Raw genomic sequence first — 26,291 nt, 5'->3', positions numbered from 1 at the left:
ATATGATTTATAAAATTAAAGAGGGAGTACAATGTTAGACGCTATTAAGGATGTTGTGAGAAAAAGCTCAATTCATGTCTGTATCGTAAATTGTGGCGGATGTAATGGTTGCGATGTAGAATGTGTTGCACTGTTGTCTCCAAGATATGACTTAGAGCAATATGGTATTTATGTTCACAACAATCCTCGTGAAGCTGATGTCCTGTTGTTGACTGGTGCAGTCACTGAACAATGGGTAGACAACTTAAAAAGAATTTATGATAAAGCTCCTGAACCAAAAATAGCCGTAGCTGTGGGAAACTGCCCGGTGTCTGGTGATGTATTTAACCAAGAGGGAGGTCATGTGCATGCACCTGCATCCAACTTCATTCCTGTTGCAGCATCAATTCCAGGATGTCCGCCAAGGCCTAGTGAAATTCTAGAGGCCATTCTGGCTGTGGGTCCACAAGCTATTGCTGATCGTGGGAGGGAACAGAAATGATAGTACCTATCGGCCCAATTCATCCGGCTTTAAAGGAACCTATAAGACTTAAGCTCCACACTGAAGGAGAAAGGGTTGTCAAGGCTGAAATTGAATTTGGTTATGTTCACAGAGGTATTGAAAAGATTATTGAAGGTCAAACTTGGCAGAAAGGAATTTATCTTTCAGAACGTGTATGTGGTATCTGTTCATATGAACACACACAAACATTCGCAGAAACCATTGAACAGATTTCTGAAGTGGATGTTCCGCCTAGAGCCCAATTCTTAAGGGTCATTACAAACGAATTGGATAGAATCCAAAGTCATTTGCTTGCAAACTCCACATTCTTCAAATCAATGGATCATGAAACATTGTTCATGCGTGTTTTGGAGTTAAGGGAATATGCTATGGATTCAATTGAGTTATTGACAGGAAACAGAGTCAATATGGGATGGAATGTTGTTGGCGGTGTTAGGATGGATGCTGACGAGCGCCATTTTGAACCTATTCTTGAAAACCTCAAAAAAATCGAAGATGAGTTTGAAACAACTCGAGCATTATTTGCAGAAGGTCCAGCTTTAGCGCTAAGATGTAAAGGAATAGGGGTAATGACCAAAAAAGAAGCCATAAAAGGCCGTGCCGTAGGTCCAATCGGAAGGGCTTCCAATGTTAAGGAAGATTATAGGGTAGGTCATTACACATATGATGATTATTTCGACTTCAAAGTAATTAGAAGAAAAGAAGGAGATAACTACGCAAGAACATTGACCAGATTTGATGAGATTCCTGAATCCATTAGTCTGATTAGACAAGCTATTGAAAACATACCTGATGGTGAAGTTCGTACTCCTGCTGATCTGAAATCAGGTTATGCAATGCGTAAAAACGAGGCCCCTCGTGGTGAAGTAACATACATGATTGAAACCAATGGTACTTTAATCAAGAATATCTCCATTAGAACTCCGAGTATTTCTAATATGGACGCCTGTGCAAAATATATGATTCGTGATGTTCCGACCGTTGCAGATGCGGTGTCCACTTATGCTTCATGCGATCCTTGTGTGGCATGCGCTGAAAGAGTGGCCATTACTGATGAACATGGAAAAACCGAAATCAAAGACTTTTATGAGGTGAAATAGATGTCATCTTTAATGTGGTATATCTTTGATTTTGCAAGAAAGGCATGGGCAGATGCATTTGCGGATGCAAAAACCAATCCTGAAATCGCTGAAAAACCTGAAAGATTCAGGGATTTCCCGAAAGTCAACAAAGAATATTGTATAGGATGTGGGGCTTGTACTGTTTCATGTCCATCACCGAATGCAATAAGGATTATCAGGGAAAAGGATGACGAAACCGGTGAGGGTTTGACTTATCCTGTAATTACTCCTGGTGCATGTATCCGTTGCGGTTTTTGTGCAGAAGTCTGTCCGACAGATCCAAAGACTTTGGAATGCGGGTTAAACCATTTGATTTTGCCGGAATTCAATATCATTCCTTCAAAAAGGCAATACATAGTTGATGATTATTTGTGCCTCAAATGTAAAAAGTGTCTGAAACAATGCCCTGTTGATGCCATTAGTGAAGTCGACGGTAAAATTGTTGTAGACCAGCTTAATTGTATTTCCTGCGGGGATTGTTTGGAGATTTGTCCTGTCAACGGTGCAATGAAAGGAGTATTCGTAGAAAATCTACAGGATCAAAAGGATTTAATTCTTTTATGCGTAAATCATCTTGAAGAGTTTATAAATAATCAGGAAGAAGACTTGAGGGCTTTGGAAAAGGATGGACTTCTACAATATGATGTGCCTCTTTCTGAAATTTGGGATGATGCATTGAAGATAATTCCGGATGATGAGATTGCAAGAGAAATCATTACAAATGCTGTAAACAGGCTTAAGATTAGAGTAATAGACTGGGATAAGGACAGATGTGAAAAATGCCAGTTATGTATTCCTGACTGTCCGACAAAATGCATCTCTTTTGATGAGGAAAATGATACGATTGTTAGAAACAAGGAAAGATGTCTGCGCTGCAGTATTTGTTACCAAACCTGTCCATTTTCAGTAATCAAGTATTTCATTGCTAAATTCTCTATGGATAATGGAGAAAATATTCATGTTACTGTAAAGGCATCTAACCTAAATGAGGATATTGTGGAGTGAGTGTTATGATTGACAGTTATACTAAAACACCAAGACCGTTAAGACATGTTGATGTTGATTATTTGATAGATCAAACCAGATGCGCTGACTGTAAGGATAAGCCATGTCTTGATTCATGTCCGATTGATGCAATATATATGGATAAAGAGGACGGTTTAATTAAAATTAGGAATACTTGCTTTGGTTGTGTATTATGTCGTAATGCTTGTCCAGATGATGCAATTTCTTTAGATGTGCATATGGATCCACCAATTAAAGAAAATGTTCCAAATATAAATGTAAAATTGTGTAAGGCTTGTGGAGCCTGTGTCCAGGCATGTAAAAATGGTTCCATACATATTGTAGCCGATGGCAAAAGCGAACCTCACAGCGAGATTGATAAGGATACCTGTGTTAGATGCGGATATTGTTTCAGAGTATGTCCTACTGATGCCATTAAATATGGGCAGTTGCTTCCAAAGACTGTTAAAGGAGGTAAGGCTGTTGTTGTTAACCAGGACAATTGTATTGGGTGCATGACTTGTACAAGAGTCTGTCCGTCAATGGGTGCAATCAACGTTGCAAGGACAAATAAGCTGCCGTATATCAATCCGGGCTATTGTGCAAGATGTGAGGAATGTATGCACTCCTGTCCTTCAGGGGCAATAAAATATTCTTCACGTAAAAAGGCTTATAAGATGTATAGTGAAATCAAATCATTTGATATAGTGTCAGGAATCGTTGACCATGACATTAAAATATTGTCTCTTGATTTGATCAGTTTGAATAAGGTTTTGGAAAAAGTGGCAAAATCCACAGCTTTGGAATTCGATGACCAGAACTTTGAGAATTTCATTGAATATAAGGTAAACGACGCAATGGAAAGTGAATTGAAGGTTAGTCTTGATTCAAATATTGAAATAGACAAGTTCACAAAGCTATTCGGTTCTTACTTAATGGACAGGAACATTGAAGTTTATGAAAATAAATGTCTTGCCTGCGGGGACTGCTTAAATGTATGTCCAGTTGGCGCAATAGAATTGAACGGTCCAAATCCAATTAAAATTAATGACAATTGTGTCTATTGCGGCAAATGTGTGGAACAATGCCAGTTTGATGCAATCGGTGCTTATGACGATTATTTCTACAGTAAGGATACTGATTTGTACTATGCCAGGTCTTATCTATATAGTCAAAGATTGGGCGACTTTTCACTTTCAGATAACAAATGCCAAGCATGTGCAATTTGTGTAAAGAATTGTCCGGTTGATGCTTTATCCTTAACTGATGATAAGATAGACTTTGACGGTGAAAAGTGTATTTATTGCAGAACATGCGAGGCAATTTGTCCGCTTGATGCAATCAGGATTGTAAATTTCAGGTGAATTATGTTCGAAAAATCATTTATTACAGATTGTGAAGGTCCGCTAACCTTAAATGATAACGCATTTGAGTTATCGGCCAATTTCATCAGGCAAGGTGATGAATTATTTAAAACACTTAGTCTGTATGATGACTATTTGGCAGACATTGTAAAAAGGGAAAATTACAAGGCGGGCAATACATTAAAACTGATTTTGCCTTTCTTCATTGCAGAGAATCTCGATAATGAGGATTTGGTCGAATTTTCCCGAAATCACATTTATGCAGTAAATGATTCAAAATTCCTATTAAAATATTTGCAAAACGCAATGAATACTTATATAGTTAGCACAAGTTATGGCCAATATATTGAAGCAGTATCTGATTATATGGAACTGCCTTTCAAAAATACATTTTACACCAAGGTCAATCTAGATAAGCTTACACTCAATAGTGAAGAAATTGAAAAAATCAACGAATTCAAGGAATTGATTTTGGACAATCCTACCGACTACGAGCTGTTTGATGATATCTTCTTTTCCCAAATTGTCGAAATGGGAATCTATGATGAGATCAAGGATATCGATGTTGTTGGGGGGGAAGGTAAGAAATTGGCCATCGATGAGATCATTGAAAGGGACGGCATCGATGTTAATGAGATTCTTTATATTGGAGACAGCATAACTGATGTGGAACCATTGGATTTTGCTCATAAAAACAATGGTATAAGCATTTCATTCAATGGCAATGAATATCCATTAAAAGTTGCAGAAATTGCTATTGTGTCTCCAAGCGCTATTGCAACTGCGGTTATAGCTGACATATACGTAAAAAATGATAAGAATAAAGTTTTGGAATTTATTAATGATTATAATAATGCAGATGATTATGAAAAATTATTCACAGACTACGATATTGATTTGGAAATAAAAGATAAATTTTTCTCAGTCTTTAACAATCATGAGTATCCGATAATTGAAATTATAACAGAAGACAACTTCGATTCAATATTGAAAGTCAGTAAAGACATGAGAAACAATATTCGTGGTCAGGATATAGGTGGATTGGGATAATTAGGTGAAAAGATGAGTTATGATAAAGTGCAGGATACTTTCTTCGAAGCATTCGAAGGAAAATATGTAAGGGCTTTGATTACCGGACCTACAGAAAAGATTGTAGAGAGGGCAGCTTATGATTCAACTTCAACTCCAAGCGCAGTGATTGGAAGAGTTGAAGGCGGTGTTGAAGGATTCTTAGATGAATCACAAACTCCCGATGGAAGATTTGGAGCTATTGTACAATACTGGTTGGATGGGGATAATGTGGAAAAGTTCGCATTTGAATTGTCCTACAGGCTTAGGCAGGATATCCTGGTCAAGCCATTCACACGAATCTTTGATTATTCTGCTGCAGACGGCAACGAATATATTGAAATGATGGATATAGTGGGCCACTGCGGTGATGGATATGAGTGGATTGTTGAAGAGTACGGAAGAAAGATGATCAATGTTCCGATTGCAGTTCCGGATTTCCAGATTGAGGAGAAATTCAGATTGAATGACGGAATCATGGGAGGCAATTTCTGGTATTTGTGTTCCACTCAAGAAGCCGTTTTGGATGCTGGTGAGGCCATTATCGATGCAATCATGGATATTGAAGGAGCCACCACTCCATTTGACATTTGTTCTGCAGCTTCAAAACCGGAAACCAATTATCCGGAAATCGGTCCGACTACAAATCACTTCTATTGTCCTTCACTAAAGGAGTCTTTAGGAGAAATTTCTAAGGTTCCGGATGGAGTAAACTATATTCCGGAAGTTGTAATAAATGCAACAGATGAAGAATCAATGAACAATGCAGTAAAAGCAGGTATTGATGCTGCTCTAGAATTTGATGGGGTAATGGGAATATCTGCAGGCAACTTTGGTGGCAAACTTGGAGATAAAAATATAAATTTATTGGATATTTTAAAGTAAGGTTTTAAAATGGAAATTCTAGATATGGATCTTAATGCGGAAGTTATAGGATTTGGAGCATTGAATGTGGATAAGCTCTATTCTGTAGGAAAGATTGCAGGAAAAGATGAGGAGAGTTTCATTAAAAAGGAAACTGATACTCCGGGAGGCTCTGCTGCAAATACAATCATAGGCTTGTCCAGGTTAGGCTGTTCCACATCCATCATCGGCAAAATTGCTGAAGATGATGACGGTGATTTGATAGAATATAATCTGGCAATCAACGGCGTTTACACCAATAATCTGATTTACTCAGAAACAGGTGCAACAGGCAAATGTTTAGGTTTTGTTGATGAGGAAGGTGAGAGATGTCTTTACATCGACCCCGGCGTGAATGATGACATTAAAATTGGTGAAATAAATCCATTGAACATCATGAGATGTAAGATAATGCATTACACATCTTTCGTTGGAGATTCCTTCAAGACTCAAATAGAATTATTGGAAAAGCTTAATGATGCAACCATATTAAGTTTTGACCCGGGTATGCTGTATGTGCAAAAGGGGTTCGTTGAACTTGAGCCTATACTCAAAAGGACTAATATATTGCTCATAAATGAACCGGAATTAAGATTATTATGTAATAATGATAAGGCTCCACTTAAGGAATTGGCTATTGGTCTGCTTGATCATGGCATTGAAACTGTCGTAGTAAAGCAGGGTTCAAAAGGAGTATTTGCAATGGATAACTCTCAAGAGTGTTTTGTAGAATCTTTTGAGTGTGATGTTGTCGATACTACTGGTGCCGGAGACAGCTTCAATAGCGGATTTTTATATTCCTTTTTGCAGGGATATGATTTGGAAAAATCATGCAGAATCGGAAACTGGGTGGCCAGCAAATCAATTGAAGGGTTTGGAGTTGACAAATTCCCTTCATTAAAGGATTTAATGGAGTTTATTTAATCAAATTAATTTAATAATAATAAAAACAAAATATTTAATTAAAAAAATAGTTTAGTTGGTATTAAAATGAATGTATCGTTTACAAAACAGATGGAAGATTTGGAAAGAGAAGTTCTTTTGAAATCTGTTGAATTAGATGATGATAGTGATGATTTCCAATTCGAACTGGAAAATTTTAATGCGGAAGAAGAAATCATTGCTATAGCGCCTAGATGTGTAAGATGCAATACATGTGTTGGCGAGTGTCCAGTTAATGCAATCGAACCAGCTAATATTTTTAGAATAGCTAAGATAACTGATAAGTGTGTCAAGTGCGAAATATGTGTGCAGACTTGCCCTGTTTCTGCAATTAAACTAATCGATAATTCAGTTATTTATGATGGGGAAGATGAACGTGGGGTAATTGAATACAAGTTATCCAATGTTAGCTCTCCTCACAGAGTAGTTCGTATGAATAATATTTCAATTGATTATTCAGATGATAATAATTGGGCTGACTGTGCAAGCTTATGTCCGACAAATGCATTCACTCTTGAATTTAGGGAATTTTTCGAAGATTTAAATGTGGATTTAGGCATTGAATTAATAGATGACGAATTATATCCATATATCAACGAAAAAATGTGCATTGGTTGTGGCGCGTGTGTTCAAATCTCTTTAAATCATAATGCAGTTGAATTGGATAGGTATATCGGACCTATAATCCATAGCAGAGTTATAGATGTAAATCATGATGCCTGTGTCAATTGCTATTTATGTGAAGAGAATTGTCCGACCGGCGCTGTAGAGTTGGTCGAAGGTAGAGTTGTTTTGGATAATGATAAATGCATAAGATGTACTCAATGCACCCATCATTGTCCGGTCGGTGCTTTAAAGAGAATGGATATTGAATAAAAGGAGGTCTGTTTATGAGAGCAAAAGAGTTGATGGATAAAGACTTTGTATATCTAAATGCAAATGATAATGTAGTCGAAGTTTCAAAGGTAATGGAGGAAATTAGGCGTTTTACCTGTCCTGTAGTAAATGATAATAAGCAGTTGGTCGGATGGATAACTTCATTCGACATCACTAAAGGATTAAGGGATGGAAACGAAAAGATTTCTGAAATAATGAGCAGTTATGAAGAAGTCGCTACCGTTCATGAAAATGACCCTGCAAGAAAGGCTGTGATATTGACTGCAAACAACAAGTTCGTAACCGTTCCTGTTGTAAATGATGACAATCAGGTCATAGGTATGGTCCGCGCATGCGATATTGTGGAGCTATTGTCTGAACTTTACGATATTAAAGTTGTAAAATTATACAAGGCAATGCAGAATCAACTCAACGGTGTAACCTGGGAAGAACTGATGGCCGCTTCAGCATTAGTGTCCAAGAAGACTACCGGTCAAAAGATTACTCCGGAAGAATATGAAGCAAACATTATGGATTCAACTTTCGGTGAAGCCATCTGGGCAACCGGAGGATTGGAAAAATTCTTTGCGGGTTTAATATCTGTTGGGGAATTGGTTGTTGCTCGCAGAGTTGGAAAAGCAAGAAAATAATTGGTTGCCGAGTAATTAACAGACCCGAATTAAAGCGCATTGACAAAATAACTTAAAATTAACTAATTACTCGCAGAAATGTTCAATTGATAGATTTTTTAGATTCATTCTAAAATTTCTCTTAATTGAATATTCTTAAAATAAATCTGTCTTTTTTCTAAAATTCAATCCATTGCCGTTTTGTAAACTAATTTTTACATTAACTATTTAATTAATTCAAAATAAACATTAAATTTAGTTAATGGTGAATCTATGCAGCTTAAAACAAAATTTTTCATAATTCTCTTAGTTTTTCTAGCTTTAAATATAACGGTCGTATCTGCTGTTGATGTTGATTCCACTAATTCATCACAGGTTGATGATTCTGCTCCAGAAATGATTGGTGAAGATGATTTAAACAGTAATGTTGATTCGAATTATTCAGATGTACTCGATAATGCAAGCAGTACTGATGAAATTCCAATTGTAAAAACAACTCCGAAAGTATCTGTCAAATCAACCAAGGTCAAAAGCAGGGACACATTAGTGATTTATCTAAAGAACTCATCTGGAAATCCGTTAAAGTCAAAAAAATTAACTGCATCCATTGGCGATAAAAAATATTCCATTACTACTAATTCTAAAGGCGCAGCTAATTTAAACATCAATTTAGCCGCCAAGACCCATAAATTAACAATCTCTTTTGATGGTGATGACAGATTCAATCCGATTACTAAAGCATTCAATATAAAGGTATCAAAATTATCGACTAAGATTACCTGCTACACTAATTTTGTAGTCCGGGGAAACTATCTGTACTTTTATTTGATGGATCAGCACTCCAATCCCGTTTCAGGTAAAAAGATATCGGTAAAGTTCAAAGGCAAAACCTATACCAAAAAAACAAATAAGAACGGCAGAATAGCTTTTAAGGTCAAGTCTTATCCATCCCAATACTCTATAAAAACTATCTTCAAAGGGGACAATAAGTTTAAGTCATCCTCAAAAACTCTCAAATTCCATGTGACTTATGCAAGATCAATAAAAATCGGAAATTCAATGTTGCTTACCAATGGATATTTAAGGATTTATCTAAAGGGCTTATCCAAATCGGCAATTACTAAAAAAACTATTGAAATCAAAGTGGGCAATAAGAAATTCACCAAAAAAACCAATTCTGAAGGAATTGTAGTCATTAAGCCTAAAGTGAAGGCCAAAACATATACAGTAACTGCAAAATACGACAAATTCAAGGTGTTTAAGAAGGTTAAATGTGTTGAAGGCAATGTAAAGGATCCGCTAAAACATAATGTTTCAACTAGAAACGGCGTTCCGGATATTGATATGATGCCTAAAAGTTATGTGATGGCCGACAATAATGCAAAGTATACCTTAACCAAAGCACAATATCGAGATGTTATCAAAAGAGACAGCTATTGCTTATATTTAAATAATAAGCTATCCAAGTACACTTTCTTTAAGACAAAAAATCATCCTTATACAAATCATATCATAAAAAGGGAAAAATGGAATGTTATTGAAAGGGCTGTTAATGCAAAGATAGTTCAAAAGAACAAGCATAACTATTGGCCGAAAGAGATTACAGTATCTCTAAAAGGCAAGCAATATAACTACCCTGAAGTAAGGGACGTTCAATCTACTAGTTACAATTGTGGACCGACATCTGCAAGCGTTTGCACCCAGGTCTTAAGGAATTATTACTGTGAGAAGTATCTTGCAAAACAGATGGGGGCGAAGCCGGTCAACGGAACAAAATGCATAGATATTATAGATGGTTTGAATAAAAACGGGTTCAATAGCACCATGTTCCATAAGGATTCATTTAATAATGCTTTAGATGAGCTTAAAAAAGGAGGTGCTGCATTGATATTCCATGCCAAGGGGCATTATGTTTCAATTTTGGACATAAGTGGTGACGGTAAAAAAGTTCTGGTAAGCAACTCCTATGGAAGCTATGACAATATTCCAAGCAAATGGATTAAAGTAAGCTATATGAAAAACAAATTTTCCAAATGGGAAGAAAGCGTAATTGTAAGGCTCAACTATAAACTTGGTAATTCTACAAAAGATAGCATAAATTGTTTCTATAACAGCATGGGCACTAACTGGAATCGATACAACACCAATCAGAAAATGGGGTTAATTTAGTGGCATAATTCAATAGGAGCATTCTTTCTAAAATGTTTAGATTCATATGTTGTTCGTTTTATTTTGAAAGAATATTGATGCATGTAAAGATTAATTTAATTTACACTCATTTTTATTTTATTTTTATCAAATAAGCTTTATAAATACTTTTAAATACTTTAAAACTTAATATAAACGTGTATGGATTTAAATTTTGACTTTACTGAAAAACGTGTAATAATAACTGCATTTTTCTGTATGGCATTTACAATCGCAAACTTAATTACTGTTAAGATTATCAACATAGGATTTTTAGGAATGGAAACTCCTGCGGGAGTATTGATTTATCCTTTGGTATATATTTTAACAAACGTAATTGCAGATGTTTATGGTGAAAGAACAGCGCGCAGAACCCTTTTTTTAGGTATTGCTGTTGATGTGTTGTTTGTTTTCATGACCACTTTAATATTGTTCTTGCCTTCTCCAAGTTTCTTTACCGGAGATTCAAGCTTAGCATTTGTATTTACCCAAACTCCAAGAATCCTTGTAGCATCTTACATCAGTTACTTAATCGGTAACTTTGTAAATGCAAGATTGACAGTCATTGTTAACAGGGGAAGGGAATATTCATCAGTTATAAACTTCGCAGTAATTGCTTTCAGTCAATTAATCGATAACTTTGTATTTATCGGTCTTGCATTCGTTGGTGTGTATTCTCCTATTGAGATTTTAATCATGATATTCTCACACTGGCTCTTAAGTTTGATTTGGACTGTAATTGCCCAACCGTTTACAACTATGACTGTAAAATGGGCCGAAAAGGGAAAACCTGCAGAAGCTTAAATATTTGAGGGAATATTTTTTCCCACTTTTTTTATTTTTTCCATCAATCTTTCATGATTAGAAAAATATTTTATACTTTTATTCAGATATATATTATTAATCAGAAATTGTTAAAACGATATCTAAAATATGATTTACAAGTTTTAGATATTTTTAATTTAATTATTAAAACATTCAATAGAATTTTTTAAAATAATTAACCAATTTATGAAAAAATATAGGAAAATTTTGTGATATATATGGTGAATATAAATACTAACATGCTATTGGGCACTGGTGAAAAGCCACCTGCACTCAGATGGGTTTTACTCGCTATTCAACATGTATGTGCAATGTTTGGAGCTACAATTTTGGTTCCTATTGTAGTGAATACAACTGCGGGTGCAGATATTTTATCAATACCTGTAGCATTGGTTTCATCTGGTTTAGGTACATTAATTTATTTACTTTGTACTCGTAATAGAAGCCCAGTATATCTGGGAAGTTCATTTGCATTCATTGCTCCTATGGTTGCAGGTTATGCAATCGGGGGTACTGGAAGCGTATTTACAGCTTTAATGATTGTCGGTCTTGTTTATGTAGCTATTTCAATGATTATTCGTGTCACCGGTCCGGAATGGATCAACAAACTGCTTCCTCCTGTTGTGGTCGGTCCAATGATTATGGTTATTGGTTTATCTCTGGCTCCAACCGCTATCCAGGAAATTGGGCTAGACCTGGTGCATGTTTCATGGAATAATCTATTGGTTGCATTTGTTGCATTTCTGATGACTGCAATTGTGGCTGTTCGTGGAAGAGGAATCCAGCAGGTCATTCCATTTTTGATTGGTATTATTGTAGGTTATATTGTAGCGGCATTACTTGGTATGGTTGATTTTGCGCCTGTATGGTCTGCTCATCTGATTGAAATTCCTAAATTCTACTTGCCGATTGTTAATTATGATTTGAACTTTGCAGCAGTTCTGACCATCGTTCCGATTGCGCTGGTAACAATGGTGGAACACGTTGGGGACCACAAGGTATTAAGTGAAATCATCGGCCGTGATTTAATTGAAGACCCTGGTCTTCAAAGAACATTGCTCGGTGACGGTCTTGCTACATTTTTAGCAGCATTCCTTGGAGGTCCTGCAAACACAACATATGGTGAAAATACTTCTGTTGTAGGTATGACTCGTGTAGCATCCACTTATGTTATTGGTCTTGCAGCAATAATTGCAATACTCTTTGCATTCCTAGGACCTTTGACTGCTCTTTTAACAGCTATTCCTCAACCGGTTTTAGGTGGTATATCTGTATTATTATATGGTTTTATTTGCGTAAACGGTCTTAAAATCTTAATCAACAACCAAGTTGACTTTACCAATACCAAAAACGTTGTTGTAGCCGCAACCATGCTTGTTTTAGGTTTAGGAGGAGCAGCTTTATCATTTGTATATGGTGACTTGTCCATATCCATTTCAGGAATGTCTCTTGCTGCAATCGTCGGTGTATTATTAAATCTTTTAGTGCCGGAGGAAAAGCATGAATGAATTTGTATTGAATCATCCATTGATTACTCATAAGCTTGCAGTCCTAAGGGATATCAATACTGGAACTAAGGAATTCAGGGAATTGGTATCTGAAATCTCCACAATCTTAATGTATGAGGCAATGTGGGATGCAAAACTTGAAAAGACAACCATTGAAACTCCTCTTGAAAAGATGGAAACCGGTATGATAGATGAAGACAATTATGCCATTGTTCCAATTTTAAGGGCTGGAATGGGAATGGTTGACGGAATATTGAATGTTTTCCCTAATGCAAAGATAGGTCATATCGGGCTTTATAGGGATGAGAAAACTTTCCAGCCGGTAGAATATTACTATAAGATGCCCGAGGGAATTGCAAATAGGGAAGTTTTGGTCATCGACCCTATGCTTGCAACAGGCGGAAGCGCATCTGCAACTATATCCAAGCTTAAGGAAGATGGAGTGACTAAAATCAAATTATTATGTATTGTAGCAGCTCCACAGGGTATCAAATGCATTGAGGATGACCATCCTGATGTTAAGATTTTCTGTGCTGTCGTTGACAGGGAATTGAACGAAAATGCATATATCTTACCTGGTCTTGGAGATGCAGGCGACAGAATTTATGGAACAAAATAGTGAAGGCAACTTCACTTTATATTTCTTTTTTTGATTGCTATGAATTGGAATTTGGTTTGGCCGATTTTAATAGTCATTCTTGCAAACACTTTCTATAATGTCTGCATGAAGTCAATGCCTTCGGATGTTAATCCGTTCGGTGCATTGATGGTAACTTACTGTGTAGCAGCTATCATTTCTGCAGCTATCTTTGCATTTGCTGTCGGCCCATCAAATGTCGGCGCTGAAATATCAAAGATAAATTGGACATCAATCATTTTAGCATTAGCCATTGTAGGCCTGGAAGTGGGATATGTCTTTGTCTATCGTGCAGGCTGGCAGGTAAGCAATGCAAGCGTTGTTGCCAATATTGGCCTTGCATGTGTCCTTCTGATTGTAGGGTACTTTTTATATAGGGAAAACGTGTCCATTCGCCAGATTTTAGGAATCTTTGTTTGCATGATTGGTTTAATATTGATTAATTTATGAGGTGTTTTGATGTACTGTCCGGTCTGTGGCGCTTGGGTTGAGGAAGGCGAAGAATACTGTTCCAAATGTGGATATGATGTATATTGCATTGATGAAGAGGATGATTTCTAATTGTTTCATATCCCCATCTTATTATTTTTTTCAAATCTACCCATTTCAATAAAAAAATTTAATTTTATTTCTAATTTTTAAAAATTCTTATTTTGCTCTTGAAAAAACTCAACAAGTATATATTAATAAAAAATATAGTATATATTAAGGTTAATTATCAATGATTAATTCTTACAAATCGATGCAAGGGAGGTGAAATATGAATAAAAAAGTTTTCATTGTTGTACTAATTGTGTTGGTTCTATTCAGCTTGAATTTCAGTGTGGCTCATGAAATAGATAACGCAACAGATGAAGAACTGAACTGCTCTCTAGAGTGCGATGTTTTATCCAGCAGTGATGCTAATCAGAGTGTTTTAAAAGAGTCCTCAAAGATTGATACTCAAATCAATGTGGAAAGCAACACCACATTCGATGCGATTGGGGATTATTTTAAAATAAGGTTATCTGATGAAAATGGAAAAGCTCTTGCAAATTCCAAAGTGACATTTGATGTTTCAAGTAAAACTTATGCAAAGACTACTAATGGCAAGGGAATTGCATCTCTTCAAATAAACCTAAAAGATGGATCTTACAATGTTACAACAAAATTTTTAGGAAATTCCAATTATAAATCCTCCTCTAACACAACAACAATCGTTGTTAAAAATACCCGCGTGGTGGATAAGGGTTTGTCAAACTCAGAAATTCAAAAAATTATTGATAATGCAAAAGATAAGAATGTCATTTTATTTAAGGGATCAAGCTATTCCAACATTAATCTTGTAGTTAATAAGCGATTGACTTTGGTCAGTAACTCAAACACTGTTTTAAAATCCGCTTCAAACAAACCGGCAATTACCGTTAAAGGTAAAAATGCATCATATACTATTATAAAAGGTTTCAATATTCAGGATGGAAGTGCAGGAATTGTTATACGTGATTCTGACTTTGTAAGAATAATCAACAATGAGATTACTTCCAAAGGCAATGGTATTGTTGCAACCGGAACAAAATATCTCAACATTACCAACAACAAGATTGTTAAAAATTCCAAATCAGGCATTGTTGTAGGAGATACTACCTCAACATATATTTTCAATAATATACTGACTAACAATGGAATTAATGGTATTGAAGTGGCCAAATCAAATAAAGTTTATATTCATGGCAATGATATCTCAAAAAACAAGAATAATGGTGTTTATTTAACTAAAAAAGTTAATGGTGTCGATTATGGTGAAGGGCCTAAGAACGTCTATATCAATAACAATACAATTTCCAAAAATGAGCGTGATGGAATTGTAGCGACTAATGCAGGTGATAATTTAAATATTAAGTTAAATTCAATAGTTGCCAATAAGGACAACGGAATATCCTTGGCTCATGTTGGAAGCAATGCCATTCAGTCAAACGTAATATCCGAAAATTGGGGAAACGGCATTCAGTTTTTCGATGATTATATAAAACCAGAAAATCAGGAAATCAGCTATAATGCAATATACTCCAATCTTCATATGGATGTTGAAGCAAGAGATACATATTACCAGGATTATGGCACTAAATTGGAAGTCGGTGACAACTGGTATACTGATTATAAGGGAGTATGCCCTAAAATTAAAACCAATAATATGAAGTTTACAGTTAAACAGATTGGGTCTAATCAATTCCAGGCTTTATTTGTTGACTCAAATGGTGATGTTGCTAGTTTGCTGCCAGACAGAACTTTAAAATATACTGTTAATGGCGGTCAAAGCATCAGTATTACTGTGAGGGGTGGTGCTGCAGTATTCACTGTTGATGCAAACGATAAGGACCTTATTAAAGCAATTGTAGACAATTCTCAAAGAGACAATAAGTTTGATTCAGACTCTAAAGCCTCCCAACCGATAAATGGAGTAACACCAAGTTTTGTATATCCGGAAATTCCATATGGTGGAAATGGAAACGGTAATGGGAATGGTGATGGATCTGGAGGAAATGCGAATAGCGGCAACGGTTCATCAAGACAAGGCAGCAGTGATAATACAGGAAACAGCACCCATAGCCAAAAATCAAGCCCAAGCAGTAATGCAAACAATCCAATCAATGATATTTCACAAAATTATGAAACACAGTCAACCACCTCTCCGGAAAGCGCTTCTGATAGCAGCAATGGAGATGCAGGAAAAGCAGGTTCAGAGTCACAGTCTGTTGTAAAACAAATAACTATTGAAGATGAAGATATCTACAGAGTTACTGGAATCTCATTAATTGTATTATTGATAATATTGACAATAGGCCTATATTATCGTGAAGATATTAAAGAAATGAATTCCAAAAGATAACTTTTCTTCATATTTTTTCTATTTTTCGCCTAATTTTTTCTATTTTTCACCGATTTTATAATAACCTTTTTAATATATCTTTTACAAATCATATATTATCTTACCTTTGGAGGATTAATGTATGAATAAAAGTGATTTGAAAAGAGACTATTATATGCTCAAGGGACCACTTGCCAAAAAGGGTTATGACTGGTGGTGGCATTCCTTAACTGCATATAATAAGAAAACTGGCGAACCGAGACCTTTTTTTATTGAATACTTTGTATGTAATCCAGCTTTAGCTGAAGAAGAACCTACTTTAGGACAATTGCCTGAAAATCAGAAAGCGGGTAAAAGACCGTCATACTGTATGATTAAGGCGGGTACTTGGGGTAAAAATCCGAAACAGATTCATAATTTCTACTCAATGAAATATTTCAATTGCCCTGATGATGAATTGAATATTCAGGTAGGTGACTGCAGTCTGACAGAAACCCATATGAGTGGATTTTCAAGAGTAAGCGAAGAGGAAGCTCGTGACCATCCTGAATATATGTCCGATGCTGGAGACATGATGTGGGATTTGGACATCGATAAGCAAATCACTTTTAATGTCGGCTATGGTGCAAATTCATTGTTCAGAAAACTGAATTCATTTGAAATGTTCTGGCATGCTGAAGGAATCAAAACTGAGTATAGCGGGACCATCTGGCTTGATGGCGAAGAATATGAAGTGATTCCTGAAAAGTCATACGGTTATGCTGACAAGAACTGGGGAGGGGACTTCACCTCACCATGGCTATGGATTTCATCATGCAACTTGACTAGCCTCAAAACAGGTAAAAAATTAAACAATTCAGCATTTGAAGCCGGAGGTGGAAAGCCGAAGGCATTTGGAATATCCATACCTCGTAAACTGTTAATCGGATTTTACTATGAAGGAACCATGTACGAGTATAATTTCGCAAGATTCTGGAACCTTGTAAAAATCGACTTTGACTTTGAAGAGGGGGATGAAATCCATACCTGGAGGGTAAATGCAAGCAACAGGAACTCCAGAATGGAAATGGTCCTGTACTGCAGACGAGATGAGATGATGCTGTTCAACTATGAAGCTCCTGACGGCCAAAAAAGACACAACCGTTTATGGAATGGAGGAAACGGTTGGGGCGAAATAAAATTATACAAAAACGACGGAACCCTAATTGACCATGTCAAGATGGAGAATGCGGGCTGTGAATACGGGGAGTATGATAAATAATGATATTCTCAGACATCCTTGCATTAATAATTGTATATATTTATGTAGCCGTCATTTTCGTTGTAGCTGAAATGGTTTTAAAGACAAGGCCTGAAGTTTCACGTAAATTTCTACATATTATGGTAGGTAACATGATATTTGCCATGCCATTTTTCTCAGATCCATGGGTAATGGTCTGGTTTTTAACACTTCCGATTACAATCGGTCTGTTCTTCCTGACTGAATACTCACCGATTACAATCAAAAACAGTGTAACCGAATCCGGCCACGCACTGGGATTGTTCTTCTATGCATTAATCTGGACAATATTGATTGCGGTATTCACAATCATTGCTCCGGCAGGAGACCCTAAATTCTACATCTGGATTGTTGCACTAGCTATTGTGCCTATGGTATATGGAGACGGTTTTGCAGCTTTAATCGGCCAGAAATTCGGAAAACTCAAATACACAGTATTCGGCGGTGAGAAATCTGTCGAAGGATCACTTACAATGTTTGTAATTACATCTGTAATGAGCGTGTTTGTTTGGGTTGTCTTTTCCTCAATAGGTTGTGTCATGCCTGAACTCAATATCGTTTATATTTTGACAATATCAGCAGTTGCAACTGTATGTGAAGCTTTAAGCTATGGTGGAATTGACAATTTGACAGTTCCTGCAATAACTTCTATTTTATATTTCTTAGTAGCTGTATTATAGCTACTATTTTCAATTCTTATTTTTTGCATTTTAGCAGTCGAATTTTGCATCTTAGACACATCGCCAAATAGCCATTTATATAGTCTTGTACCAAGTTATATTATCGAATGGTGATACAATGAATTTAAGAGAAGAGGCGGAAAGAAGAGTCGATGCAAAGATAAAGTTTCAAGAAAATCTATATAAATATTTGATTGTAAATACTATAATAGCAATAATCTGCTTGGTATTCCTACAAAGCTTTTGGTTACTTGCTTTTGTAATGTTTTTCTGGGGAATTGAAATTGCAGACGATTATTTCAAAGCTTATCCTCTTAGTGACTATAGAGAAAAGATGATTAATAGAGAACTTTCAAAAATGGGTGATTAGATGAGTGATAGTTTAAGAACATTAGCGGAACAAAGAGCAGATGCAAAAATTAAATTCTTTAAAAATTTCAAGGCTTATGTAATTGTCAATGCAATTTTGGCAGTTATTAATGCAATATTTACTCCAGATTTTTGGTGGGTATTGTTCCCGGTATTCTTTTGGGGTATAGGGGTATTGGTTGATTTTTTAAAAGCATTTCTATTTAATGATAAATTCGACACTGAAGCTTATAGAGAGCAAAAAATTCAAGAAGAAATGGAAAAATTAAGGAAATAGATCATGAAGGTAAATTTATTTGTTTCAAGGGATATTGAAGAGCCATATGCTGATATTCACACCAATGAACTGACAGACAATATCACAAAAGCAATGTCAATTCTGGAAAGCGATGATTCAAATGATATGCTGGCCGTTAAAAAAGGACCAGACATTGCACTTTTGGAATTCAGTGATGTTTACATGTTTAGGGTTGAGGACAAACAGGTTAAGGTATATACTGAAAACAGCGAATATCAAATCAGAAAACCGTTATATCAGATTGAGGAAAATTTAACAACAGATTTTGTTCGCATTTCCAAGACAACTATCGTCAATTTGAAGAAAGTTGAAAGAGTTGCTCCTTCACTTAAGGGAATGATGTTCATACAACTCAAGAATGGCTTGAAAGACAATATCTCAAGGAAATATTTGCCGGATTTTAAACAGGCTTTGGATTTATAGGTGGGAACATGAAGGTAGATTTGATAAAAAGATTGGCAATGGGCGCTTTTGTTGGATGCTTCATTGTATTGTTCATCATGGCTTTAATATCTTTGCAAGGAGGTCCTCAAAATGTTAGTTTTTCAGGCACTACAATAATAAATGCATTTTTAGGATCAATCGTAGTCGGTTGGGGGTTCTCTTTAACTGGACTCATATATGAAAGGGATGACATCGCCTTTCCATTGCAAGTAGCATTTCAAATGGGTATTGGAATGGTTATATTGTTTATTGTAGCTATTTATCTTCAATGGATGCCAATCAATTTGGGAATAGGAATTATCATCGAATGGATAATAATCGCATGCATTTTTGCAGCCATTTCTTGGTGTGGCTTTTACATTTATTATTATTTGGTTGCACGTGACTTGAATAATAAGCTAAATATTAAAAAATAGTAATGAAAGTAAATAGCTTAGCTATTTACTCCTCTTTTTTGTTTCTTTTATATCCGATTGCTAGCAGGATTACTGTCAATGCAATAACTGCAATGAGATATTTTAAGTTCTGCTTGACTTCCTTTGATACTGATGGTGTTTCATTGATTTCATATGAATTCTTATCATTTTCACCAACAGGGGAACTTGAATTTCCAAAAATTTCAATATTTTGATTAGAAACGGTTTTTGGATTTGAAACAGTTGATGTTACATTGTTGTTTATATTATCTGATGCAACATTTCCATTTGTTTCGTTGTTTTTAGAGTCTGCATCGTTTTGATTATTTTCAGGTTTTTTGAATTTATCTTTTAATTCATTTAAAGAATCGTTGGCGAAATAGTCTTTAATCAAATCTTGGTATTTGTATAATAAATCAACGTTTAATTTATTGAATAAATCGGATTTGATTGTTGAAGATACTTTGCTTCTGGAAGTTACATTATTTGGGTCAATTACTGATGAACTATTTGGATCTTCTCCACCCCAGTCATTATCATCAAATTGGGTGTAGAGATTATAGGAATCCTTCCACTTGATGAATACTTCCTGGCCGTACGGGGATGTATTGTTTGTAATTAAGTTGTTGTGAACATTAATCACGGTTTTTGTATTGTACATAGGTTGCTGTATGTAGAATGATCCTCCGGTCTCATTACCGTTATTGTTCATAATGATTGAATCTTGTATGTTGATGTTTCCTGAAACCATTACTGCACCGCCATTGGTTCCGGCAGTGTTGTTTAAAAATATGCATCGTTGGATATCGGATTCACCAGACCAACTGTAATAGGCACCGCCCCACTCATCAGCATGGTTAAACATAAATATGCAATCTTTAACTTCTCCAAATCCGAAAACACTAACTCTTATCGCTCCACCGTCGCGATGAGCAGAATTGTTTATGAATACGCAATTGTAGATGTATGAATCGGCATAGCATGTTGTAATGGCTCCACCATCGTGATCAGCATGATTGTTGATAAATAAGGAATTATTTACTAATAAGTATCCTCTGTTGTATTTAGTTCCATAATTGGAAATTCCTCCAGCATTTGTGTTATTTAATGCAGTATTGTTTATGAAAATACAGTTATCTACAGTAACACGGCCGGTTTCTATGGAAATTACTCCACCAAAATTTTTTGTAAATCCATTTATAAAAGTGATGTTCTTGAAGGTGACATGAACATCAGGGCTTCTAATTAGAAAAATGCTTGATTTGTTTTCCCCATCAATAATGATGTCTCTTGGATTTCCATTTCCTTGAATTGTGATGTTTTTAGTCAGTTTGATGTTATGGATTTTATATGTGCCGGGATTGATGGTAATCTTTTCTTTGTTTTTGGCATTGATTATTCTGCTTTCTAAATTTGATGATGCATCGCTCAGCTTGTCATTGTCATCGGCAATATTTAAATTGTCATAATGCTCATCGACTAATAATGTGTCTTCTTCAGGCATTTCCAAATCAGATGTGGTGTTATCAGAAGCGCTTGCAGAATTTAGTGATATTAATATTATTAGTAATAATAGCAGCAAAAGAGACATGTATTTTGTCTTTATATTTTCACCTCCTTTTTGTTGAATTAAAAGGATAGTTGATTTAAATTTTGTATTTAATGATATATAATCATATTCTTATCATTGCATAATGTATTTAATATTGATTCGATATGTATTTATTTTCATAATTATTATTTATACGATAAATTACTTTTTTTTAAAATAACTTGGTATAAAGTTAATTATTTTTAAAATTAGTTTTAATTTTTGTTAAATGAATAATTAATTAATTATTAATGAGTTTTTATAAATAAAAAGCAATTAAAAAATATTTTTTACATCATCGATAAACGATAATATTTATATTACAAGTCGTTACATAAATAATAGTACTAGTATAAAAATAATGGTTGGTTTATTAGACATTTGTTAAATTAAGGTTTAATTAAATGACTATTTTCATATTAGTATCAATTTTCAAAAAAATTTATTAATGGAGAAAAATCATGAATAACAAAAAGGTATTAGTATCTTTTCTTTTAGTTGTTTTAATTGCATTATCTGTAAGTGCCGTTTCAGCAGAAGATGCTGCTGCTGATGTAATTGCAGTTGATGATTCAGCAGATGCTATTGCAGTTGATGATTCAGCAGATGTCATCGGTTCAACTATTGAACCGGCAAGCGCTAATGTTGCAGATGTACAAGCTGCAGTTGATAAAGCTAAAACAGGAGATACAGTAGATATAAGTAAAAACGCATTATATGATTTTACCAACAATACCGTAACTATTAAAACTGATGGTATTATCGTTGATGGTAAAGGTACCACAACCATTAAAGGTTACGGTGATGGAAATGGTATTATTGCTATCCAAGCTAAAAACGTAATTATTCAGGGAATCAAATTCATTGATACCAATCCTCAAAACGATTTCAAATATAATGGAACTGTTGCTGGTTGGGGTGTAAGTGCTTCAGCTGCAGATGGAGGATTAGTTAAAGACTGCGAATTCACTGATTTCAACAGTGGTATTTGTGTAATGCAAACTACTGGTTTTACAATTGAAAACAACAAATTCAAAGGTGGATATTCAACCAAATTAGCTAACGACCCTACTGTAAACAAAGAACAAGGTTCCAAATCTTTAAACATCTACAGACAATCTTCTGAAATTGTCGTTAAAAACAACTCTTTCGTGGGACCTATTCTTGACGGTGTATCCATTGCACAAGGTAGTGGATCTAACCAAGTAATCGACAACTACTTCGAAGGTAACTGTTACTCCATCTACTTCGGTGGCGCATCCACTGCAGGTTCCATAATTAAAGGCAACCTTTTCGTTAACTGTGGATTCTTCAAAGAAGGAAAAATCAATTGGCAAGGATTACCAGTAATCAGTATCCAAAAATCTTCAGATAACATTACTATTGACGACAATACTTTCCAAGCTATTGCTAACAATATTTTAATTGCTGCTGAAAAAGGTAACGAAGCACACGGTTCTCCAACTCAAATTGGTAATATCAATATTACCAACAACGTTGTAGAAAAATACGATGATGCTGCTAAAAACGTAACCTTATTCCACATTTTAGTAAGAGACAGTAACTCATTAGAAATCACAACTCCTATTAATGTGACTGGAAATATTTTGCCTGCTGATGTTAAAGGTATCTCTATCGTATTTGATGGAAGAGAACTTTTCTCAGCTTCTAACGCTTACTTGAACAATACTTTAGATGCTAATAAAGTTTTCAGTGCTGACACATTATTCGGTACTACTCTAACTGTTAAAAACCTTGCTGTTTATGCAGGTAACAATGGTTACTTAAAAGCTACTTTAAAAGACTCTAACGGTGTTGCATTAGCTAATAAAGCAGTCTACTTCATTATTGATGGTGTTTCTAAAATAGTTAAAACCGATGATAATGGTGTTGCTTCCTTAAAAGTCAAATATGCTGGTGCTACTACCAAATACGCAACCATTGCATATTTAGGTGAAGGTAACTTATACAAATCCGCTTTGACTACTGCTAAAATCACTGTAAATAAAAAAGCTACTAAATTAACTGCTGCAAAAGCAACCTTAAAAGTTAAAAAAGCTAAAAAAATCAAAGTTACTTTAAAAACCGGTAAAACTCCTATTAAAGGCAAAAAAGTTACCATTAAAGTAAACGGTAAAACTTTCTCAGCTAAAACCAATGCTAAAGGTGTAGCAACTATTAGTGTAAAAGTGGCTAAAAAAGGTTCATTCACAGCTACTGTCAAATTCGCTGGTGATAAAGCGTTCAAAGCTTCAACCAAAAAAGTTAAAATTACTGTAAAAAAATAGATAAGTAATAATTCTTTATTACTTATTTTTTATTCTTTTTTTTTAAATAGTTTCAATTCAATGAAATATGCTCTTTTTAAATAACATGTTCATCATATATATTCATATCGTTGGGTGAATGTTATGAAATTAAAAAGTGCATTTATAATTTCCTTAATTTTACTGATAATTCTGATGAACATATGTCCGATTTCTGCAGCGGATAGTTCAAATGGCTTAAATGGAACATCAGTTTCATCAGATGACGTTTTGCAAAACAGCATTGATGACAATTTAACTTCAATACCAGATGAAGTTCTAAGCAGCAAAAATATTGCTGTTGAAGTAGGCAATGAGACCCCCAATCAGATTTTAAACCCTACAATTCAAAATGCAATTGATTGTGCTAATTCCGGGGATACAATAGTTCTAAATGGAAATTTTGCTCATTGTCATTTTATTATTAACAAAACACTTAACATTATTGGAACTCCCGGCACTACATTAGGGCCTTGTCCACATTACCAAAGCGAAGGATCAGGGGATTTTGGAGTATTTTACATAACTGAAGGTGGAAGTGGATCAGTATTTAAGGGAATTACATTTTTAAATACCGCCCGTGCTCAAACACCATTTAGCTTTTTAATTAGAAATGCTTCAGACATTACAATTTCCAACTGCACAGAAAATTATAATGAGTTGGATGAGTTTAAATTTCAGGGAATAACAATAGAAAATTCTAAAAATATAGAATTATCTAATTTAATCATCAATAACACTCTTTTCGGGGTTAAGATTACCAATTCATCAATGATTAATATTCTTGATGATGTCATTTCAAATAATGTAAATCAAGGAATTTCAATAACAGATGATTCAAAAAATATCAATATTAAAAGGAATTCAATTGAAAATAATAAGAATAAGGGAATATCTCTTGAAAGTGCAGATAACATTTCAGTTCTCAACAATCTAATTAGAGACAATGGCTTGAATGATAAGGACACAGGTTCTGGAATATATGTTAATACAAATATTACAAAACTCATTGTTAAAGGAAATATATTTATAAATAACGGTCTTCATGCAATCATGTATGATTATCGTTGTAGAAATTTAAATAAGGAGGCTGGCGCAGATAAGCTCACAGACATCGATAATAACTATTTTGAAGGTCACACCTCAATGGTTCTTCATCACAGGACCTATGTTGAACGTGATCACGGCGAATTCAAATATGATGCTGAAAATGATGTTTACGGCAGTGTTGGCGAAGGCAAATATGCTGAAGCAAAATCCTATGTATATATGAAAAATGCATTTATTTTCAGGGATGTTCCATGCGGATACACATATTATACAACAAGCATCCCTTGGACATTGCAAGCACCTGCAAATGGCGGAAAATATGATTTTTCATTAAAATTAAACCTTAAACAAATAAAAAATGGTTTATATCAAGTTTCTATTATTGATTCAAAGGGAAACATTGCAAAGGACTTTAATTCAATTGATATTTTAGTGTTTTTAAATGATTATTCTACAGTTCAACCGCAAGCGGAAGACATCTATAAAAAGGTTACAATTAAAAATGGTGTCGGAACTGCCGACTTTAGAAGCAATTATCAGTCTTTTAAGACAACCGGAAATATAATAACTGCCGTATTTCCGGGCATGTCTGAAAAGGTTTCAAATAGTGCTCATGTTCAATTAAGCATTAAGGATTCCAGTGTTCCGATAAATCCAACCACTAAATTAACAGCTTCAAAAATAACCACTTATCCATTATCTAATAAGTATTTATCAGTTAAATTAGTTAACAGCAAAGGAAAGGGAATTTCAGGTGCAAAGATTTCTTTCACATTCAATGGAAAATCCTATACTGCAAAAACCAACAGTAAGGGAATTGCTAAAGTTAAAGTTTCACTATCTAAAAAAAAGACTTACAAAGTAACTTTGCGATATTTGGGAAGTGATGACTACAAACCTTCAAAAGCAACCACTAAAATCATAATCAAAACAGGCTCTAAAAAATCAAAGATTACAGCATCCAATATTAAGATTAAAAGGAACAAAAAGAAAACTTTCTCATTGAAATTAACTAGCAGCGCTAAAAAACCTTTAAAAAACCAAAAGGTCATTGTGAAACTGAATGGCAAAACTTATACAATTAAAACGAACAGTAAAGGGATAGCTAAATTGTCCATAAAACTTTCTAAAGTTAAAAAATATAAGATTTCCATGAACTTTTTAGGAAATGCCAAATATAAGGCAACCTCAAAATCGAATACAATAAGGATTTTTAAATGAGAATTTTTCTTTTCTCTTTTTAAAAATTTATAAATACTATTTTTTATATATCAAATAATAGGTTATTCAATCATGTTTATAACGAAAATAACTTGATTGTGTTTAAATGAAGTATTATCGTTCACTATTCTTAATATTGTCCGGATATTGTCAAATCAAATTTTAGGGGGAGGATTTCATTAAAAAAATTAGATTCAACTTAATATTTTTATTAATATTAATTTT

General features: G+C 34.7%; 25 protein-coding genes. 24 read left to right on the top strand and 1 reads right to left on the bottom strand.

Going from position 1 to position 26,291, the window contains the following annotated elements:
• Positions 1 to 31 precede the first annotated feature (31 nt).
• From ACJMLD_RS01110 to ACJMLD_RS01005, 22 genes are all read left to right on the top strand, one after another.
• A complete protein-coding gene (locus ACJMLD_RS01110) occupies positions 32 to 481 on the top strand; it encodes an NADH-quinone oxidoreductase subunit B family protein (protein ID WP_405267156.1) in 450 nt (149 codons plus the stop codon).
• On the top strand, positions 478 to 1,602 hold the full coding sequence (locus tag ACJMLD_RS01105; protein WP_405267155.1) for a nickel-dependent hydrogenase large subunit: 1,125 nt from the start codon (positions 478 to 480) through the stop codon (positions 1,600 to 1,602). Before ACJMLD_RS01110 ends, ACJMLD_RS01105 begins: the two co-directional genes overlap by 4 nt.
• Positions 1,603 to 2,628, top strand: coding sequence for a 4Fe-4S binding protein (locus ACJMLD_RS01100; protein WP_405267154.1), 1,026 nt, complete (start codon positions 1,603 to 1,605; stop codon positions 2,626 to 2,628).
• Complete coding sequence (locus tag ACJMLD_RS01095) at positions 2,625 to 3,992, top strand: 4Fe-4S binding protein (RefSeq protein ID WP_405267152.1); 1,368 nt, start codon at positions 2,625 to 2,627, stop codon at positions 3,990 to 3,992. The genes ACJMLD_RS01100 and ACJMLD_RS01095 overlap by 4 nt, the downstream gene beginning before the upstream one ends.
• A gap of 3 nt (positions 3,993 to 3,995) precedes the next feature.
• Positions 3,996 to 5,042, top strand: coding sequence for a hypothetical protein (locus ACJMLD_RS01090; protein WP_405267150.1), 1,047 nt, complete (start codon positions 3,996 to 3,998; stop codon positions 5,040 to 5,042).
• 12 nt (positions 5,043 to 5,054) lie between these two features.
• Complete coding sequence (locus tag ACJMLD_RS01085) at positions 5,055 to 5,945, top strand: formylmethanofuran--tetrahydromethanopterin N-formyltransferase (protein WP_405267148.1); 891 nt, start codon at positions 5,055 to 5,057, stop codon at positions 5,943 to 5,945.
• A gap of 9 nt (positions 5,946 to 5,954) precedes the next feature.
• Positions 5,955 to 6,887 carry a carbohydrate kinase family protein gene (locus ACJMLD_RS01080; RefSeq protein WP_405267146.1) on the top strand — a complete coding sequence of 311 codons (933 nt, stop codon included), beginning with the start codon at positions 5,955 to 5,957 and terminating at the stop codon, positions 6,885 to 6,887.
• Positions 6,888 to 6,953: 66 nt separating this feature from the next.
• Positions 6,954 to 7,781 (top strand): 4Fe-4S binding protein, encoded by an 828-nt coding sequence (locus ACJMLD_RS01075; protein ID WP_405267144.1) that lies wholly within the window; start codon positions 6,954 to 6,956, stop codon positions 7,779 to 7,781.
• A 14-nt stretch (positions 7,782 to 7,795) separates the two neighbouring features.
• Positions 7,796 to 8,431: an HPP family protein gene (locus ACJMLD_RS01070; protein WP_405267142.1), complete on the top strand. Its 636-nt coding sequence runs from the start codon at positions 7,796 to 7,798 to the stop codon at positions 8,429 to 8,431.
• 252 nt (positions 8,432 to 8,683) lie between these two features.
• Positions 8,684 to 10,579, top strand: coding sequence for a hypothetical protein (locus tag ACJMLD_RS01065; RefSeq protein ID WP_405267140.1), 1,896 nt, complete (start codon positions 8,684 to 8,686; stop codon positions 10,577 to 10,579).
• Between the two features lie 180 nt (positions 10,580 to 10,759).
• Positions 10,760 to 11,401 carry a queuosine precursor transporter gene (locus ACJMLD_RS01060; RefSeq protein WP_405267139.1) on the top strand — a complete coding sequence of 214 codons (642 nt, stop codon included), beginning with the start codon at positions 10,760 to 10,762 and terminating at the stop codon, positions 11,399 to 11,401.
• Between the two features lie 239 nt (positions 11,402 to 11,640).
• Positions 11,641 to 12,930, top strand: coding sequence for a uracil-xanthine permease family protein (locus tag ACJMLD_RS01055; RefSeq protein WP_405267137.1), 1,290 nt, complete (start codon positions 11,641 to 11,643; stop codon positions 12,928 to 12,930).
• Complete coding sequence (gene upp, locus ACJMLD_RS01050; RefSeq protein ID WP_405267135.1) at positions 12,923 to 13,549, top strand: uracil phosphoribosyltransferase; 627 nt, start codon at positions 12,923 to 12,925, stop codon at positions 13,547 to 13,549. The genes ACJMLD_RS01055 and upp overlap by 8 nt, the downstream gene beginning before the upstream one ends.
• Before the next feature lie 39 nt (positions 13,550 to 13,588).
• Complete coding sequence (locus ACJMLD_RS01045) at positions 13,589 to 14,017, top strand: EamA family transporter (RefSeq protein ID WP_405267133.1); 429 nt, start codon at positions 13,589 to 13,591, stop codon at positions 14,015 to 14,017.
• A 9-nt stretch (positions 14,018 to 14,026) separates the two neighbouring features.
• Positions 14,027 to 14,128 carry a zinc-ribbon domain-containing protein gene (locus ACJMLD_RS01040; protein WP_405267224.1) on the top strand — a complete coding sequence of 34 codons (102 nt, stop codon included), beginning with the start codon at positions 14,027 to 14,029 and terminating at the stop codon, positions 14,126 to 14,128.
• 199 nt (positions 14,129 to 14,327) lie between these two features.
• Positions 14,328 to 16,433 (top strand): right-handed parallel beta-helix repeat-containing protein, encoded by a 2,106-nt coding sequence (locus tag ACJMLD_RS01035; protein WP_405267132.1) that lies wholly within the window; start codon positions 14,328 to 14,330, stop codon positions 16,431 to 16,433.
• 121 nt (positions 16,434 to 16,554) lie between these two features.
• Positions 16,555 to 17,673, top strand: coding sequence for a tocopherol cyclase family protein (locus ACJMLD_RS01030; RefSeq protein ID WP_405267130.1), 1,119 nt, complete (start codon positions 16,555 to 16,557; stop codon positions 17,671 to 17,673).
• Positions 17,673 to 18,371 carry a diacylglycerol/polyprenol kinase family protein gene (locus ACJMLD_RS01025; protein ID WP_405267128.1) on the top strand — a complete coding sequence of 233 codons (699 nt, stop codon included), beginning with the start codon at positions 17,673 to 17,675 and terminating at the stop codon, positions 18,369 to 18,371. The genes ACJMLD_RS01030 and ACJMLD_RS01025 overlap by 1 nt, the downstream gene beginning before the upstream one ends.
• Positions 18,372 to 18,489: 118 nt before the next feature.
• Complete coding sequence (locus tag ACJMLD_RS01020) at positions 18,490 to 18,741, top strand: 2TM domain-containing protein (RefSeq protein ID WP_405267125.1); 252 nt, start codon at positions 18,490 to 18,492, stop codon at positions 18,739 to 18,741.
• Positions 18,742 to 19,017: a 2TM domain-containing protein gene (locus ACJMLD_RS01015; protein WP_405267123.1), complete on the top strand. Its 276-nt coding sequence runs from the start codon at positions 18,742 to 18,744 to the stop codon at positions 19,015 to 19,017. It begins immediately after the preceding gene.
• 3 nt (positions 19,018 to 19,020) lie between these two features.
• Complete coding sequence (locus ACJMLD_RS01010) at positions 19,021 to 19,461, top strand: LytTR family DNA-binding domain-containing protein (RefSeq protein WP_405267121.1); 441 nt, start codon at positions 19,021 to 19,023, stop codon at positions 19,459 to 19,461.
• Between the two features lie 8 nt (positions 19,462 to 19,469).
• A complete protein-coding gene (locus tag ACJMLD_RS01005) occupies positions 19,470 to 19,898 on the top strand; it encodes a DUF3021 domain-containing protein (RefSeq protein ID WP_405267118.1) in 429 nt (142 codons plus the stop codon).
• 25 nt (positions 19,899 to 19,923) lie between these two features.
• Here ACJMLD_RS01005 and ACJMLD_RS01000 read toward each other — a convergent pair whose 3' ends face one another.
• Positions 19,924 to 21,489 carry a hypothetical protein gene (locus ACJMLD_RS01000; RefSeq protein WP_405267116.1) on the bottom strand — a complete coding sequence of 522 codons (1,566 nt, stop codon included), beginning with the start codon at positions 21,487 to 21,489 and terminating at the stop codon, positions 19,924 to 19,926.
• 461 nt (positions 21,490 to 21,950) lie between these two features.
• Between ACJMLD_RS01000 and ACJMLD_RS00995 the strand changes: the two genes are divergently transcribed.
• Together ACJMLD_RS00995 and ACJMLD_RS00990 are read left to right on the top strand one after the other, a co-directional pair.
• Complete coding sequence (locus tag ACJMLD_RS00995; RefSeq protein WP_405267113.1) at positions 21,951 to 23,777, top strand: NosD domain-containing protein; 1,827 nt, start codon at positions 21,951 to 21,953, stop codon at positions 23,775 to 23,777.
• A 123-nt stretch (positions 23,778 to 23,900) separates the two neighbouring features.
• Entirely contained in the window at positions 23,901 to 26,066 is a 2,166-nt protein-coding gene (locus ACJMLD_RS00990) for a nitrous oxide reductase family maturation protein NosD (protein ID WP_405267112.1), read from the top strand.
• Positions 26,067 to 26,291: the final 225 nt, after the last annotated feature.

It is taken from the genome of Methanobrevibacter sp. (assembly GCF_045112895.1).
Taxonomy (GTDB): domain Archaea; phylum Methanobacteriota; class Methanobacteria; order Methanobacteriales; family Methanobacteriaceae; genus Methanocatella.
The sequence above is the reverse complement of the archived record's forward strand: the minus strand, read 5'-3'. Positions and strand labels throughout refer to the sequence as shown.

Excerpts from the sequence above, each read along its gene's own strand:
- ACJMLD_RS01110 (WP_405267156.1), top strand. The coding sequence starts at position 32 with ATGTTAGACGCTATTAAGGATGTTGTGAGAAAAAGCTCAATTCATGTC.
- ACJMLD_RS01105 (WP_405267155.1), top strand. The coding sequence starts at position 478 with ATGATAGTACCTATCGGCCCAATTCATCCGGCTTTAAAGGAACCTATA.
- ACJMLD_RS01100 (WP_405267154.1), top strand. The coding sequence starts at position 1,603 with ATGTCATCTTTAATGTGGTATATCTTTGATTTTGCAAGAAAGGCATGG.
- ACJMLD_RS01090 (WP_405267150.1), top strand. The coding sequence starts at position 3,996 with ATGTTCGAAAAATCATTTATTACAGATTGTGAAGGTCCGCTAACCTTA.
- ACJMLD_RS01085 (WP_405267148.1), top strand. The coding sequence starts at position 5,055 with ATGAGTTATGATAAAGTGCAGGATACTTTCTTCGAAGCATTCGAAGGA.
- ACJMLD_RS01080 (WP_405267146.1), top strand. The coding sequence starts at position 5,955 with ATGGAAATTCTAGATATGGATCTTAATGCGGAAGTTATAGGATTTGGA.
- ACJMLD_RS01075 (WP_405267144.1), top strand. The coding sequence starts at position 6,954 with ATGAATGTATCGTTTACAAAACAGATGGAAGATTTGGAAAGAGAAGTT.
- ACJMLD_RS01070 (WP_405267142.1), top strand. The coding sequence starts at position 7,796 with ATGAGAGCAAAAGAGTTGATGGATAAAGACTTTGTATATCTAAATGCA.
- ACJMLD_RS01065 (WP_405267140.1), top strand. The coding sequence starts at position 8,684 with ATGCAGCTTAAAACAAAATTTTTCATAATTCTCTTAGTTTTTCTAGCT.
- ACJMLD_RS01060 (WP_405267139.1), top strand. The coding sequence starts at position 10,760 with ATGGATTTAAATTTTGACTTTACTGAAAAACGTGTAATAATAACTGCA.
- ACJMLD_RS01055 (WP_405267137.1), top strand. The coding sequence starts at position 11,641 with ATGGTGAATATAAATACTAACATGCTATTGGGCACTGGTGAAAAGCCA.
- upp (WP_405267135.1), top strand. The coding sequence starts at position 12,923 with ATGAATGAATTTGTATTGAATCATCCATTGATTACTCATAAGCTTGCA.
- ACJMLD_RS01045 (WP_405267133.1), top strand. The coding sequence starts at position 13,589 with ATGAATTGGAATTTGGTTTGGCCGATTTTAATAGTCATTCTTGCAAAC.
- ACJMLD_RS01040 (WP_405267224.1), top strand. The coding sequence starts at position 14,027 with ATGTACTGTCCGGTCTGTGGCGCTTGGGTTGAGGAAGGCGAAGAATAC.
- ACJMLD_RS01035 (WP_405267132.1), top strand. The coding sequence starts at position 14,328 with ATGAATAAAAAAGTTTTCATTGTTGTACTAATTGTGTTGGTTCTATTC.
- ACJMLD_RS01030 (WP_405267130.1), top strand. The coding sequence starts at position 16,555 with ATGAATAAAAGTGATTTGAAAAGAGACTATTATATGCTCAAGGGACCA.
- ACJMLD_RS01025 (WP_405267128.1), top strand. The coding sequence starts at position 17,673 with ATGATATTCTCAGACATCCTTGCATTAATAATTGTATATATTTATGTA.
- ACJMLD_RS01020 (WP_405267125.1), top strand. The coding sequence starts at position 18,490 with ATGAATTTAAGAGAAGAGGCGGAAAGAAGAGTCGATGCAAAGATAAAG.
- ACJMLD_RS01015 (WP_405267123.1), top strand. The coding sequence starts at position 18,742 with ATGAGTGATAGTTTAAGAACATTAGCGGAACAAAGAGCAGATGCAAAA.
- ACJMLD_RS01010 (WP_405267121.1), top strand. The coding sequence starts at position 19,021 with ATGAAGGTAAATTTATTTGTTTCAAGGGATATTGAAGAGCCATATGCT.
- ACJMLD_RS01005 (WP_405267118.1), top strand. The coding sequence starts at position 19,470 with ATGAAGGTAGATTTGATAAAAAGATTGGCAATGGGCGCTTTTGTTGGA.
- ACJMLD_RS01000 (WP_405267116.1), bottom strand. The coding sequence starts at position 21,489 with ATGTCTCTTTTGCTGCTATTATTACTAATAATATTAATATCACTAAAT.
- ACJMLD_RS00995 (WP_405267113.1), top strand. The coding sequence starts at position 21,951 with ATGAATAACAAAAAGGTATTAGTATCTTTTCTTTTAGTTGTTTTAATT.
- ACJMLD_RS00990 (WP_405267112.1), top strand. The coding sequence starts at position 23,901 with ATGAAATTAAAAAGTGCATTTATAATTTCCTTAATTTTACTGATAATT.